The sequence below is a fragment of the Streptomyces sp. MCA2 genome (genome assembly GCF_023544705.1).
GTDB lineage: Bacteria > Actinomycetota > Actinomycetes > Streptomycetales > Streptomycetaceae > Streptomyces > Streptomyces decoyicus.
In genome coordinates, this window is the sequence record NZ_JAMJFM010000015.1 from 153727 (window position 1) to 167285 (window position 13559).

A 13559-nucleotide genomic window follows, 5' to 3' on the forward strand; every position below is an offset into this window, starting at 1 on the left:
ACACCTCTCTTAGAAGCTTCTTAGGGCGTATCGCGAGCGTGGCGGCCATGCGCACACCACTCTCCGTCGTGATCGGTGCAGGCGGCACCGGCGGCCACATCTATCCGGGACTCGCCCTCGCCGACGCGCTCCGCCGGGCCGTGCCCGATGCGGTGATCTCCTTCGTCGGGACCGAACGCGGCCTGGAGACGCGGCTGATCCCGAAGGCCGGATACCGGCTGCACACCGTCGACATGATCCCCTTCGACCCCTCGCTGGGCGCCCGACGCTATCTGCTCCCGGCCGCCCTGCTTCGCTCGGGTGCCCAGTGCCGGGCGATCCTCAAGGAACAGAAAGCCCAGGTCGCGGTCGGTATGGGCGGCTATCCGAGCGCCCCGGTGATCGTCGGGGCCAAGATGGCCGGGCTGCCGAGCCTGATCCATGAGTCCAACGCGGTGCCCGGCCGGGCCAACCAGTTCGCGGCCCGGCTCACCCCGCACATCGCCGTCGCCTTCGACCGCAGCCGGGAGCATCTGGCCGGCGGCGCGCGGGCCGAGACGGTGGGGATGCCGCTGGTCGGTCCGCTGGCCGAGCTGAACCGGGAGCGCCTGCGGCCCACCGCCCGCCGGGCCCTGGGCGTCCCGGACGGGGCGCGGCTGCTGCTGGTCAACGGCGGCAGCCTCGGGGCGGCCCGGCTGACCGAGGCGGCGGTGGGCCTGGCCGGCCGCCACCGGGGGCGTACGGACCTCCGGTTGCTGATCAAGACCGGGCCCGCGGCCCTGGAGGAGACCCGGGCCCTCCTGGCGGCGAACGGCGGGGACGCGGTAGCCGAGGCCGTGCCGTACGTGGACCGGATGGATCTGGCGTATGCCGCCGCCGATCTCGTGGTGTGCCGGGCCGGTTCGGCGACCGTCGCGGAGCTGGCCACGATCGGGATGCCGGCCGTTCTCGTGCCGTATCCGCATGCGCCGGGTGACCACCAGACCCACAACGCGCGGGTGCTGTCCGACGCCGGGGCGGCGCTGCTGCTGCCCGATCCGCAGACCTCGGCCGAGCGGCTGGACGAGCTGGTCACCCCGCTTCTCGACGACCCCGGCCGGCTCGCCGCGATGGGCGCGGCCGCCGACCCCGGCACCCATGCGCGGGCCGCCGACCTGCTGGCCGCCAAGGCGCTGGCGCTGGCCGGTCACCCCCTTGCCCCCCACCACCTCACGATGAAGGAGTCAGCATGAGCAGCAACACCCAGCAGTGGACGGGCCGTAAGGTCCTGGTGACCGGAGCCGAGGGGTTCATCGGCTCGGTCCTGGTCGACATGCTCGTGGAGGCCGGCGCCGAGGTGCGCGCGTTCGTCCATTACAAGCCGTACGCCGAAAAGGGAAATCTGGCGCGCTATCTCGTGCCGGGCGGCCCGGTCGAGATGGTCGCGGGCGATGTGCGGGACGCGGGCCGGGTGATGGACGCGGTCGCGGGCTGCGACACCGTCTTCCATCTGGCCGCGCTGATCGGGATTCCGTACAGCTACGACTCACCGGGCGCCTATGTGCAGACGAACGTCGTCGGGACGGAGAACGTCGCGGAGGCCTGCCGGCGGCATGCGGTGCGGCGGCTGGTGCACACGTCCACCAGTGAGGTCTACGGGACCGCGCTGACCGCGCCGATCGGTGAGGACCACCCGCTTCAGCCGCAGTCGCCGTACTCCGCCTCGAAGATCGGCGCGGACATGATGGCGCTGTCGCACCGGCACGCCTTCGGGCTGCCGGTGACCGTGGTGCGGCCGTTCAACACCTACGGGCCCCGGCAGTCCGCGCGCGCCGTCATCCCCACGATCCTCGCCCAACTCCACTCGGGCGCCCGGCAGATCAAGCTCGGCTCGCTCACCCCGACCCGCGACTTCACCTATGTCACCGACACCGCGGCCGGATTCCTGGCGCTGGCCGACTGCGACCGGGCGCTGGGCGAGGTCGTCAACCTCGGCACCGGGCGGGAGATCTCCATCGGGGCGCTCGCCGAGGCGCTGATAACGGCCTCGGGCCGCGAGGCCGAGGTGGTGGTGGACGCCGAACGGCTGCGGCCCGCAGGCAGCGAGGTCGAGCGGCTGCTGTCGGACAACTCCCGGGCCCGCGAGTGGGCTTCGTGGCGGCCGGAGGTCTCCCTGGAGGAGGGGCTGAAGCGGACGTCGGAGTGGGTGGCCGAGAACCTGCGGCTGTTCGCGGCGGACCGCTACCAGGTCTGAGCGGAGCGCGGCGCGGCACCTCGGTGCCGCGCCGCGGCCGGGCCCCCGGCGCCCGGCCTCAGCGCTGGTCGCCCAGGCCGGACAGCCCGGTGAGGAAGAGCGCCGTGAAGTCGCGCCCCCACGCGGCGTCCACGGGTTCACCGCTGACCAGCGTGCGGTGCACGATCGCCCCGGCGATCACATCGAAGATCAGGTCCATGTTGCGGGCGGCCGCCTGTTCGCCCTCCTCGCCGGGGGTGTCCGGGGGCAGCTCGCCACGGGCCTGGGCGCGCGAGCGGCCGAGCAGGACCAGCCGCTTCTGGCGGTCGACGATCGCCGAGCGGATCCGTTCGCGCAGCGCCTCGTCGGTGGTGGACTCGGCCACCACGGCCATCAGCGCCGTCTTGGTCTCCGGCCGCGCGAGCAGCGCGCCGAACTGGAGCACCACTCCCTCGATGTCGGATTTCAGACAGCCCAGGTCGGGGAGTTCGAGCTCGTCGAAAAGGACCGCCACGGCGTCCACGACGAGCTCGTTCTTGTTGGCCCAGCGGCGGTAGAGCGTGGTCTTGGCGACCCCGGCCCGGACCGCCACATCGCTCATGGTGAGCCGCCCCCAGCCCAGATCGACCAGCGCGGCACGGGTCGCGTGGAGGATCGCAAGATCGGTCTCGGCGCTGCGCGGTCGGCCCGTGCGGCCTTTCCGGGGGCTGGCTGAGTGGTGCATGCGGGCGACCATACCGGCCAGTACGGGCCACGCCGCCCGTGAGGCAGATCACTCCCCACGGGGCCGGAACCGGTTGTTGCCCGGGGGCGACGGCGAGTTACGCTACGGGTCGTAGCGTAAGAGCGACAGCCACTGGCCGTGGGTGGGGACCCATGGCCGCGCACGACGGTCCTCCTCGGGACCGCACTCCGGCCCTCCTCGGGGCCGGAATCGGGCAACGGTCCCGGACGTACGCCGGCATTCCGGCGGGGCGTGCGGACGGGATGCGGTGCCCGGCGAACGGCCCGGTGGCAGCACCGGACCGGCCCTTCGCACCGCAGCCCGCAGCACCGATCGCATCGCAGACCGCAGCGCTTTCCGGATCGCTTTCCGGAACGGCCCGCCCAGGGGGGAGGATGGACCCATGCAGCCACGCAATATGTCCATGAGTGGAGTCGTCGACCTCGCAGCGGTGAAGGCGGCGGGGGAAGCGAAGCAGAAGGCGGAGCAGGCACGTGCCGAGGCCGCCCGTACGGGCCAGGCACCCGCGAGCGGTGCCCGCCTGGTGTTCGACGTCGATGAGGCGGGGTTCCAGCAGGACGTCCTACAGCGCTCGACCGAGGTCCCGGTCGTCATCGACTTCTGGGCCGAGTGGTGCGAGCCGTGCAAGCAGCTGGGTCCGCTGCTGGAGCGCCTCGCGGGGGAGTACGCCGGCAAGTTCGTGCTGGCCAAGATCGACGTCGATGCCAACCAGATGCTGTTCCAGCAGTTCGGGGTGCAGGGCATCCCGGCGGTCTTCGCGGTCGTCGCGGGCCAGCCGATCCCGCTGTTCCAGGGCGCGGCCCCCGAGTCGCAGATCCGCGACGTGCTCGACCAGCTGGTGCAGGCCGCCGAGCAGCAGTTCGGCATCGTGGGAGCGCCCGTCGACCCGCAGGCCGCGGGCGAGCCGGCACAGGAGGCCGAGGCCCCGGAGCCGGCCGGTCCCTACGACGCCCTGCTGGAGGCCGCGAACCAGGCGCTGGACTCCGGCGATCTGGGCGGCGCCGTCCAGGCGTACAAGAACGTGCTCAACGACGATCCGGCCAACCCGGAGGCCAAGCTCGGTCTGGCGCAGGCCGAGCTCCTGCACCGCGTGCAGGACCTGGATCCGCAGGCGGTGCGCAAGGAGGCCGCGGAGAACCCGGCCGATGTGCAGGCGCAGATCCGGGCCGCGGACCTCGATCTGGTCGGCGGGCACGTCGAGGACGCGTTCGGCCGGCTGGTCGACGCGGTGAAGCGGTCGGCGGGCGACGACCGGGAGGCCGCGCGACGGCGGCTGCTGGAGCTCTTCGAGGTCATCGGCGCGGAGGATCCGCGGGTGACGGCGGGGCGTACCGCCCTTGCCCGGGTGCTGTTCTGACCCGCTGTCTTCGCAGTCGCCCGCTTCTGACCAGTACGCCCTCCGCGCGTTGACCGAACAAACGACACAGCGGCCACGTTTTACCAAAACTTGGTAATCGTGGCCGCTGTTACTTCAAGTAAGTCTGAGCGACCTCCTTGCGGCACTGTGTGCGCAATTGCCCAATGTCCCCTCACCGTTAGTGGCGACCGTATGTGTCCGGTTGATTTCGGTGGGTCGTGGCGTGGTTATCGGGCCGTTACCCGCAAGTAACGAGCCCCTTGTGCGGCGGCCGCGAATGGACCACGATCGGCCACGCTCGGTCCATTCCCGCAGTCCGGCATCCGGTCGGCACCGCGGGGTATTTGGGTCCCCACCGAGTGGCCGGCGGCAGTGTCGCCGGTCTTGGACAGGGGGGTCTCTGCCCCACCCGGCAGGGCCTGTCCAGTGAGGTTGCGCGAGAGCGTGGCCAGTGGTTGTCGCTCGGGGGTGATCGCCGGTATTCGGAACACGATGTGCCTCCGAGACAGGCGCTCTCCTTCCCGAGGACGTAGCACTTCTCCCATCCCAGGTACGGCTTCCCAAGTGCGGCGGCCCGTACCGGAGATGTACGTCCGAGAAGGAGGAAAGTCATGGAGTCCCTGGCTCGTGGCGGGACCAGATGGAAGCGGTTCGCCGTCGTCATGGTCCCGAGCGTCGCGGCTACGGCCGCGATCGGTGTTGCCCTCTCGCAGGGTGCGCTCGCGGCGTCGTTCAGCGTGTCCGGCCAGCAGTTCAAGGTCGCTACAGACCGGCTGGACGGCACCGGATTTGTTCAGTACGGAGCCATTGACGCCCAGAAGGGCGGCAAGCAGGTCCCGGTGGCGGTCTCGGGGTTCTCGAACGCCAAGATCAAGAACCTGTGCCAGTCGGTAGTCGTGCCGGTCCCGGTCTTCGGCGATGTGTCGATGAAGCTGTCGGCCGGTGGCGGTGACACGCCTGTCGAGGCGAAGAACCTCTACATCGACCTCGACGAGCTGTCCGCGGACGCGACCTTCAACAACATCGACATCGGTGTTGCTGCGGGCTCGACGACCAAGGGCCCGGGCATGCACAAGGGCGACAAGGCCGACCCGGGCTCGTTCGCCCAGCAGGCCGAGTCGGCCACGCTGACCCACGTCAGGCAGCAGGCATGGGCCACGACGGCCGGAACGTTCAAGCTCAGCGGCCTGAAGATGAGCGTCGCCAAGGGCAAGAGCGAGTGCTACTGACGCACTGAGCGTGCGGGCGCGGGGCGAGCTGTACGGCCATCGCCGTTCCCCGTGCCCGTACGCCGGGTAGCGCCTAGTAGGACACCCAGCACAGAACCACCGATTTGCCAGTCCCGAGGAGCTGTACGACATGAGCGCCGACACGCGACCACGGCTGATCGAGACCATCGGCCGCAAGCGGCTTTCGTTCCGGGAGTGGCGCGGACACCGCCCGTTCTGGGGCGGCATGCTGACTCTGCTGGCCGGCATCCCGATCATGTACATCCCTTACGCGAATCTCACGATCGGTTCCCTGACCGTCCGCATGGCGACCACCGCCGGCGCCGGCTCGCTGATCATCGGCGTACTGCTGGTCGTGCTCGGTCTGACCATGTGGTTCCAGCCCGCCTCGCGCGTCTTCGCGGGCGTGGCGGCGATTCTGCTCTCTCTGGTCTCCCTGGTCGTCTCGAACTTCGGCGCCTTCCTGATCGGCTTCCTCCTGGGGCTGATCGGCGGTGCGCTGGGAGTCTCCTGGGCGCCGGGCAAGGCCGGCCGGAGCGCGGACGACGCCGACGAGGCGGGCCGCACCACGGTCGCCGGACCGGTGGTCGCCACGCACCCCGCGCCGGCTGCCGGTCCCGGGTTGGGCAATGGACTGGACGACCTGTCAGGAACGAGCCCGACCAACGGAACGAACGGGAGGCACCGTGCCGGGTGACGAGCTGCACGAGAGCGCAGCTGCCGGGGCGAGAACCGGGCCGAGGCACGCGGCACCGAGGAAGCCGCTGCTGACTCGGCTCCACGTGCCCGCGGGCAAGGCGATAGCGATCGCCGCCATGCCGTCCGCCGTGCTCATGGGTATGGGGCTGACGCCCCAGATGGCGATAGCCAAGCCGGCGCCCAAGAGCCCCTTCAAGGACGGCCCGTGCGTCACCGCTCCGGACAAGGTGGACGAGAAGGACGCCAAGTCCAAGGACGGTGCGAAGGACCAGAAGGACGACGCGCAGGGCAAGGGCGGCGCCGAGCCGTCCGACGGGCCCTCCGCCTCGCCCTCGCCCTCGGCCGGCAAGGACGACGGCAAGGCGCCCGAGTCCACGCCGTCCGGCTCCGCGAAGACCGATGAGCCTTCGGGCTCCGCGACCCCGTCGCCGTCGGCCTCCGAGGAGAAGAAGGACGACGGCGGTCTGCTGGGCGGCATCGGTGACGCGCTCGGCGGTCTCCTCGGCGGCGACAAGTCCGAGGAGCCGGCGGATTCGCCGAGCCCCTCGGCGTCCGAGCCGGCTTCGCCGAGCCCCTCGCCGTCCGCGGCCAAGGACTCCGGATCCGCCACCGACAAGGTCACCAAGCCGGTCCAGGACACGGTCGACGGCCTCAAGGACGGCGCCGGCAAGGCCGGTGACACCGTCAAGAACGGGTCGAAGACGGTCAACGACACCGTCCACGGCGCGGTGGGCGCGGCGGACAACGCCCTGCCCGGCGGCGGCGTCGACGGCAAGGACGCCGACGGCAAGAAGGCGTTCCCCTGCGTCGTCGAGAACAAGCAGAAGGGCAAGGGCGAGCAGACCCCCGCCACCCTGCCCGACGACCCCTGGCACCTGGAGTCCAGCGCGCTCACCCTGCGCGGTCTGAACTACGAGGGCGTCGTCAATGTCCAGACGCAGAACGGCCACACCAAGCAGGCCCTGAAGTTCACGGCGGACAGCGTCGACATCGGCGATCTGCACCAGACCGTCGACGACCGGGCGTCCGGCAAGAAGTACCACGTCCAGGCGTCCCAGGGGTCCACGTCCACGATCCGCGGCGGCAAGGTGACCATGTACACCGAGCGGCTTCAGGGCAACCTCTTCGGGCTGATCCCGATCGTCTTCGACCCCGAGCACCCGCCGCCGATCAACGTCCCGTTCGCGTACTTCACCAAGGTGAAGATCGACCAGGCGGGCCAGTTCGGCGGCAACCTCCACGTCCCGGGTCTGCACCAGTTCATGACCGGCTGAGGAACGCCCCGGGCCACCGACCCGTTCGGGAGCCGCAGAAAACGGCGGTGATGAGCATGGTGTCGCCCTCGCTGTAGCGCTTGAGCTTGAGCAGCTCGGCGTCGACCAGGTCGACCATCGCGTCGGTGTTGTCGACGTGCGGCACGACGAAGGCGTCGACGCCCCAGCTCAGCGTGAGCTGGTTGCGGGTGGACGCCTCGGTGGTGAAGGCCAGGATGGGCTGGGCCGCGCGGTAGCGGGACAGGCGGCGGGCGGTGTCACCGGACTTGGTGAAGGCGATCAGCGCCTTGCCGTCCAGGAAGTCCGCCATCTCGCACGCCGCACGGGCCACCGAGCCGCCCTGCGTGCGCGGCTTCTTGCCGGGCACCAGCGGCTGGAGGCCCTTCGAGAGCAGCTCCTCCTCGGCCGCCTCGACGATCTTCGACATCGTCTTGACGGTCTCGATCGGGTAGGCGCCGACGGACGACTCGGCGGAGAGCATGACCGCGTCGGCGCCGTCGAGGATGGCGTTGGCGACGTCGGACGCCTCGGCGCGGGTCGGCCGGGAGTTGGTGATCATCGACTCCATCATCTGGGTCGCGACGATCACCGGCTTGGCGTTCCTGCGGCACAGCTCCACCAGGCGCTTCTGCACCATCGGGACCTTCTCCAGCGGGTACTCCACCGCCAGGTCACCACGGGCGACCATGACGGCGTCGAAGGCCATCACGACCTCCTGCATGTTGGCGACCGCCTGCGGCTTCTCGACCTTGGCGATGACCGGGACCCGGCGGCCGACCTGGTCCATGACGCGGTGCACGTCCTGGACGTCCTTGGCGTCCCGCACGAAGGACAGCGCGACCATGTCGCAGCCCAGCTTGAGGGCGAACTTGAGGTCCTCGATGTCCTTCTCGGACAGCGCGGGGACGTTCACCGCGGCGCCCGGCAGGTTGATGCCCTTGTGGTCGGAGATGACCCCGCCCTCGATGACGATGGTGTGCACCCGCGGGCCGTCGACCTCGACGACCTGGAGCGCGACATTGCCGTCGTTGATCAGGATCGGGTCGCCCTTGGACACGTCCCCGGGCAGGCCCTTGTAGGTCGTCCCGCAGATGGTCCTGTCCCCGGGGACGTCCTCGGTGGTGATGACGAACTCGTCGCCACGCACCAGCTCCACGGGGCCGTTGGCGAAGGTCTCCAGGCGGATCTTGGGGCCCTGGAGGTCGGCCAGCACGCCGACGGCGCGGCCGGTCTCCTCGGAGGCCTTTCGGAGGCGGTGATACCGCTCCTCGTGCTCCGGCTGGGTCCCGTGGCTCATGTTGAATCGGGCCACGTTCATGCCGGCCTCGATCAGCGTCTTCAGCTGGTCGTAGGAGTCGACGGCGGGGCCCAGGGTGCAGACGATTTTGGAACGGCGCATGGGCGGAATCCTATCGGTTTGTTTCGGAGCGGAATATTTCGGTAGGCGGAAACACCGAGTCCTAGGCGTTGACCAGGGCGTATGTCTGCTGAGCGATCTCCAGCTCCTCGTCCGTCGGCACGACGGCGACCGCGACCCGGGCGTACTCCGGCGAGATCAGCCGGGGCTCGTCGGACCGTACGGCGTTGAGCGAGGCGTCCACGGCCATGCCCATCTCCTCCAGACCCGCGACGGCGGCCTCCCGCACCGGGGCGGCGTTCTCCCCGACGCCCGCGGTGAACGCCACCGCGTCGACCCGGCCGAGCACCGCGCTGTAGGCGCCGATGTACTTCTTCAGCCGGTGGATGTAGATGTCGAAGGCGAGCCGGGCGCGCTCGTCCCCCTCGTCGATCCGGCGCCGGATCTCCCGCATGTCGTTGTCGCCGCAGAGCCCGATCAGACCGCTCTTCTTGTTGAGCAGGGCGTCGATCTCGTCCGTCGACATCCCCGCCACCCGCTTGAGGTGGAAGGTGACCGCCGGGTCGATGTCACCGGAGCGGGTGCCCATGACCAGGCCCTCCAGCGGCGTCAGACCCATCGAGGTGTCCACGCAGCGGCCGCCGGCCACCGCCGAGGCGGAGGCGCCGTTGCCCAGGTGGAGCACGATGACATTGACCTCGGAGGGGTCCTTGCCCAGCAGCGCCGCGGTCTTGCGGGAGACATAGGCGTGCGAGGTGCCGTGGAAGCCGTAGCGGCGGATGCGGTGGGCGTCGGCGGTCTCCACGTCGATGGCGTAGCGGGCCGCGTACTCCGGCATCGTGGCGTGGAAGGCGGTGTCGAAGACCGCGACCTGCGGCAGGTCGGGGCGCATCGCCTGGGCGGTGCGGATGCCGGTGATGTTGGCCGGGTTGTGCAGTGGCGCGACCGGCACCAGCCGCTCGATCTCCTTGAGCACCGCGTCGTCGATCACGGTCGGCTCGGTGAACTTCAGCCCGCCGTGCACCACCCGGTGCCCGATCGCGGCCAGCTGGGGGGAGTCGAGGCCGAGCCCGTCGGCGGCCAGCTCCGTGGCGACGGCCTTCAGCGCGGCGTCGTGGTCGGCGATCGCGCCCTCGGTCTCCCGCTTGTCGCCGCCGGTGGCCAGCGGGGTGTGGGCCAGGCGCGAGGTCTGCTCGCCGATCCGCTCGACCAGGCCGACGGCGAGCCGGGTGCCGTCGTTCATGTCGATCAGCTGGTACTTGACCGACGAGGAGCCGGAATTGAGGACGAGGACGCGGGTGGCGGTGGCAGTCATGTAGCGCTTTCCGATGGGGTGCGGGGACGGGAGTGGAGGAGCGGCCGGTCAGGCGGTGTGGCCGGCGCCGGGCTGGGCGCCCTGCGCCTGGATGGCGGTGATGGCCACGGTGTTGACGATGTCCTGGACCAGGGCGCCGCGGGAGAGGTCGTTGACCGGCTTGCGCAGACCCTGGAGGACCGGGCCGACGGCGACCGCACCGGCCGAGCGCTGCACGGCCTTGTACGTGTTGTTGCCGGTGTTGAGGTCCGGGAAGATCAGCACGGTCGCCTTGCCGGCCACGTCGGACTCGGGCAGCTTGGTCTGCGCGACCGCCGCGTCCACCGCCGCGTCGTACTGGATCGGGCCCTCGACCAGCAGATCGGGGCGCAGCGCGCGGACGATCTCGGTGGCCTTGCGGACCTTGTCGACGTCCGCGCCGGAGCCGGAGGTGCCGGTGGAGTACGAGAGCATCGCGATCCGCGGCTCGACGCCGAACTGGGCGGCGGTGGTGGCCGACTGGATGGCGATGTCCGCCAGCTGTTCGGCGTTCGGGTCCGGGTTGACCGCGCAGTCGCCGTAGACCAGGACACGGTCGGCCAGGCACATGAAGAACACCGAGGACACGATCTGGGCGCCCGGCTTGGTCTTGATGATCTCGAAGGCGGGCCGGATGGTGGCGGCGGTGGAGTGCACCGCGCCGGAGACCATGCCGTCGGCCAGGCCCTCCTGGACCATCAGGGTGCCGAAGTAGGAGACATCCGCGACCACGTCGAAGGCCAGCTCGACACTGACGCCCTTGTGGGCGCGCAGCGCGGCGTAGCGCTCGGCGAACCGGTCGCGCAGCTCGGAGGTCTGCGGGTCGATGATCTGGGCGCCCGCCAGGTCGATGGCCAGGTCGGCGGCGCGCTTGCGGATCGCCTCCTCCTCGCCCAGCAGCGTCAGATCGCAGACGTCGCGGCGCAGCAGCACATCGGCGGCCCGCAGCACCCGCTCCTCGCCGCCCTCCGGGAGGACGACCCGCCGGCGGCCGGAGCGGGAGCGCTCGATCAGCTCGTGCTCGAACATCATCGGCGTGACCCGGCCGGAGCGGGCGACGGAGATGCGGTTCGTCAGCTCCACGGTGTCCACATGCCGCTCGAACAGGCCGAGCGCGGTCTCCGCCTTGCGCGGCGAGGCGGCGTTCAGCTTGCCCTCGATCGCGAACAGCTCGCCCGCGGTCGGGAAGGAGCCGCCGGGCACGGAGACCACCGGGGTGCCGGGCGCGAGGCGGGCGGCCAGCGCCATGATGTCGGGTCCCGGCCGCTCGTCGAGGGTGAGCAGCACACCGGCGATCGGCGGGGCTCCGGCGCTGTGCGCGGCGAGCGAGCCGATGACCAGGTCCGCCCGGTCCCCGGGGGTCACCACGAGGGCGCCGGGGGTGAGCGCCTTGAGGAAGGTCGGCAGCATGGCGCCGCCGAACACGAAGTCCCGGGCGTCCCTGGCGAGGCCCGAGTCGTCGCCGAGCAGCACCTCGGCCCCCAGGGTGTGCACGATCTGGCCGACGGTCGGCGCGGAGAGCGAGCCGTCCTCGGGGAGCGCGTAGCAGGGCACGGGGAGCCGGGCGGCGAGCCGGTCGACGACGGCCTCGCGGTGCTCGGGGGCGATCCGGTTGACGATCATGGCCACGACGTCGCAGCCCATCGAGTGGTAGGCGCCGTAGGCGTTGCGGGCCTCGGCGCGCACCGATTCGGCCTCCTGGCCCTGGCCGCCGACGACGGCCAGCACGGCGGCGCCGAATTCGTTGGCGAGCCGCGCGTTGAGGTTCAGCTCGGCCGGGAGATTGGTGCCCGCGAAGTCCGAGCCGAGGACCAGCACGAATTCGTACTCCCTGGCCACGGCATGAAAGCGCTCGACGAGCCGGGAGACCAGCTCGTCGATGCCGCGTTCGGCCTGGAGGGCGGCGGCCTCCTCGTAGCTGAGGCCGTACACGCTGTCGGGGGACTGGGTGAGCCGGTAGCGGGACCGCAGCAGGTCGAACAGCCGGTCGGGCCCGTCACTGTGGGTCAGCGGGCGGAAGACCCCCACTCGGTCGACATGGCGGGTCAGCAGCTCCATGACCCCCAGCTCGACGACCTGGCGGCCGTCGCCGCGGTCGATACCGGTCACGTACACGCTGCGCGTCACGCGTGCTCTCCCATCCAATCGATGGCCACAAGGTCAAAATCAGCCGTTATTGCGGGCGTGCCCCTCTTGACAATACCTGCGTGTCTAGCTAAGTCGCTCTCCCAGTTTCCCTTGCGGAGCCCGTGCGAGGACAGTAGGGGTGGGGTCCGTGTATGCGGGGAGGGCCGGTCGTCCGTGAAACAATCGGACCGGCTCACACGAACCAACAGCGAGCACAGGAGACACAGCACGATGCGTATCGGAGTCCTCACCGCAGGCGGCGACTGCCCTGGCCTGAATGCTGTGATCCGGTCTGTTGTCCACCGCGCCCTCACCGGACACGACGACGAGGTCATCGGCTTCGAGGACGGTTTCAAGGGCCTCCTCGAAGGACGCTTCCGCAAGCTCGATCTCGACGCGGTCAGCGGCATCCTCGCCCGCGGCGGCACCATCCTCGGTTCGTCCCGGCTGGAGCGCAACCGGCTCCGTGAGGCCTGCGAGAAGTCCAAGGACCTCTCCAAGGACTACGGCATCGACGTCCTGATCCCGATCGGCGGCGAGGGCACCCTCACCGCCGCCCGGATGCTGGCGGACGCCGGAATGCCGGTCGTCGGCGTCCCCAAGACCATCGACAACGACATCTCCTCGACCGACCGCACCTTCGGCTTCGACACCGCCGTCGGTGTCGCGACGGAGGCGATCGACCGCCTCAAGACCACCGCGGAGTCGCACCAGCGGGTCATGGTCGTCGAGGTGATGGGACGGCACGCCGGCTGGATCGCGCTGGAGTCCGGCATGGCCGGCGGCGCCCACGGCATCTGTCTGCCCGAGCGCCCCTTCGATGTGAACGACCTGGTCAAGATGGTCGAGGAGCGGTTCGCCCGGGGCAAGAAGTTCGCGGTCGTCTGCGTCGCCGAGGGTGCCCACCCGGCCGAGGAGACCATGGACTACAAGAAGGGCGCAATCGACCAGTTCGGCCATGAGCGGTTCACCGGCATCGGCAACCACCTCGCCGTCGAGCTGGAGAAGCGCCTCGGCAAGGAGGCCCGCCCGGTCATCCTCGGCCACGTCCAGCGCGGCGGTACCCCCACCGCGTACGACCGGGTGCTCGCCACCCGCTTCGGCTGGCACGCCGTCGAGGCCGCGCACCGCGGCGACTTCGGCAGGATGACCGCGCTGCGCGGCACCGACATCACGATGGTGCCGCTGCACGAGGCGGTCACCGAGCTCAAGACGGTGCCCGCCTGGCGGATGGACGAGGCCGAGTC

General features: G+C 70.4%; 11 protein-coding genes. 7 read left to right on the plus strand and 4 right to left on the minus strand.

What is annotated here, in order from left to right:
- Positions 1 to 47: 47 nt before the first annotated feature.
- Together M8I34_RS15345 and M8I34_RS15350 are read left to right on the plus strand one after the other, a co-directional pair.
- Positions 48 to 1211: a glycosyltransferase gene (locus M8I34_RS15345; RefSeq protein WP_250050021.1), complete on the plus strand. Its 1164-nt coding sequence runs from the start codon at positions 48 to 50 to the stop codon at positions 1209 to 1211.
- On the plus strand, positions 1208 to 2212 hold the full coding sequence (locus M8I34_RS15350; RefSeq protein ID WP_250050022.1) for a GDP-mannose 4,6-dehydratase: 1005 nt from the start codon (positions 1208 to 1210) through the stop codon (positions 2210 to 2212). Before M8I34_RS15345 ends, M8I34_RS15350 begins: the two co-directional genes overlap by 4 nt.
- A 58-nt stretch (positions 2213 to 2270) precedes the next feature.
- On the opposite strand, the gene M8I34_RS15355 is transcribed toward M8I34_RS15350, so the two are convergent.
- Positions 2271 to 2915 (minus strand): TetR/AcrR family transcriptional regulator, encoded by a 645-nt coding sequence (locus M8I34_RS15355; protein WP_250050023.1) that lies wholly within the window; start codon positions 2913 to 2915, stop codon positions 2271 to 2273.
- Positions 2916 to 3318: 403 nt separating this feature from the next.
- Here M8I34_RS15355 and M8I34_RS15360 point away from each other — a divergent pair, with 403 nt between their 5' ends.
- The 4 genes from M8I34_RS15360 to M8I34_RS15375 all read left to right on the plus strand — a co-directional run bounded on the left by M8I34_RS15360 (position 3319) and on the right by M8I34_RS15375 (position 7495).
- Complete coding sequence (locus M8I34_RS15360) at positions 3319 to 4293, plus strand: tetratricopeptide repeat protein (protein ID WP_250050024.1); 975 nt, start codon at positions 3319 to 3321, stop codon at positions 4291 to 4293.
- A gap of 611 nt (positions 4294 to 4904) precedes the next feature.
- A complete protein-coding gene (locus M8I34_RS15365; RefSeq protein ID WP_159470017.1) occupies positions 4905 to 5522 on the plus strand; it encodes a DUF6230 family protein in 618 nt (205 codons plus the stop codon).
- Between the two features lie 130 nt (positions 5523 to 5652).
- Positions 5653 to 6219, plus strand: a complete 567-nt coding sequence (locus tag M8I34_RS15370) for a DUF6114 domain-containing protein (protein ID WP_250050025.1) — start codon at positions 5653 to 5655, stop codon at positions 6217 to 6219.
- Positions 6220 to 6304: 85 nt separating this feature from the next.
- Positions 6305 to 7495 (plus strand): hypothetical protein, encoded by a 1191-nt coding sequence (locus tag M8I34_RS15375; protein ID WP_374210913.1) that lies wholly within the window; start codon positions 6305 to 6307, stop codon positions 7493 to 7495.
- On the opposite strand, the gene pyk is transcribed toward M8I34_RS15375, so the two are convergent.
- The 3 genes from pyk to pta all read right to left on the minus strand — a co-directional run bounded on the left by pyk (position 7482) and on the right by pta (position 12312).
- Positions 7482 to 8894 (minus strand): pyruvate kinase, encoded by a 1413-nt coding sequence (gene pyk, locus M8I34_RS15380; protein ID WP_250050027.1) that lies wholly within the window; start codon positions 8892 to 8894, stop codon positions 7482 to 7484. The two genes, M8I34_RS15375 and pyk, sit on opposite strands and share 14 nt — an antisense overlap.
- Positions 8895 to 8955: 61 nt before the next feature.
- The gene (locus M8I34_RS15385) at positions 8956 to 10167 is read right to left on the minus strand and encodes an acetate kinase (RefSeq protein WP_250050028.1); all 1212 of its coding nucleotides are present in this window, start codon (positions 10165 to 10167) and stop codon (positions 8956 to 8958) included.
- A gap of 48 nt (positions 10168 to 10215) precedes the next feature.
- Entirely contained in the window at positions 10216 to 12312 is a 2097-nt protein-coding gene (pta, locus tag M8I34_RS15390) for a phosphate acetyltransferase (RefSeq protein WP_250050029.1), read from the minus strand.
- Positions 12313 to 12543: 231 nt separating this feature from the next.
- Here pta and M8I34_RS15395 point away from each other — a divergent pair.
- Positions 12544 to 13559, plus strand: a 1016-nt coding sequence (locus M8I34_RS15395; protein WP_250050030.1) for an ATP-dependent 6-phosphofructokinase, incomplete at its 3' end; no start/stop codon positions are given.

Coding starts and splice junctions, on each gene's coding strand:
- M8I34_RS15385 (WP_250050028.1), bottom strand. CDS start 10,167: ATGACTGCCACCGCCACCCGCGTCCTCGTCCTCAATTCCGGCTCCTCG.
- pyk (WP_250050027.1), bottom strand. CDS start 8,894: ATGCGCCGTTCCAAAATCGTCTGCACCCTGGGCCCCGCCGTCGACTCC.
- M8I34_RS15360 (WP_250050024.1), top strand. CDS start 3,319: ATGCAGCCACGCAATATGTCCATGAGTGGAGTCGTCGACCTCGCAGCG.
- M8I34_RS15350 (WP_250050022.1), top strand. CDS start 1,208: ATGAGCAGCAACACCCAGCAGTGGACGGGCCGTAAGGTCCTGGTGACC.
- M8I34_RS15345 (WP_250050021.1), top strand. CDS start 48: ATGCGCACACCACTCTCCGTCGTGATCGGTGCAGGCGGCACCGGCGGC.
- M8I34_RS15370 (WP_250050025.1), top strand. CDS start 5,653: ATGAGCGCCGACACGCGACCACGGCTGATCGAGACCATCGGCCGCAAG.
- M8I34_RS15355 (WP_250050023.1), bottom strand. CDS start 2,915: ATGCACCACTCAGCCAGCCCCCGGAAAGGCCGCACGGGCCGACCGCGC.
- M8I34_RS15365 (WP_159470017.1), top strand. CDS start 4,905: ATGGAGTCCCTGGCTCGTGGCGGGACCAGATGGAAGCGGTTCGCCGTC.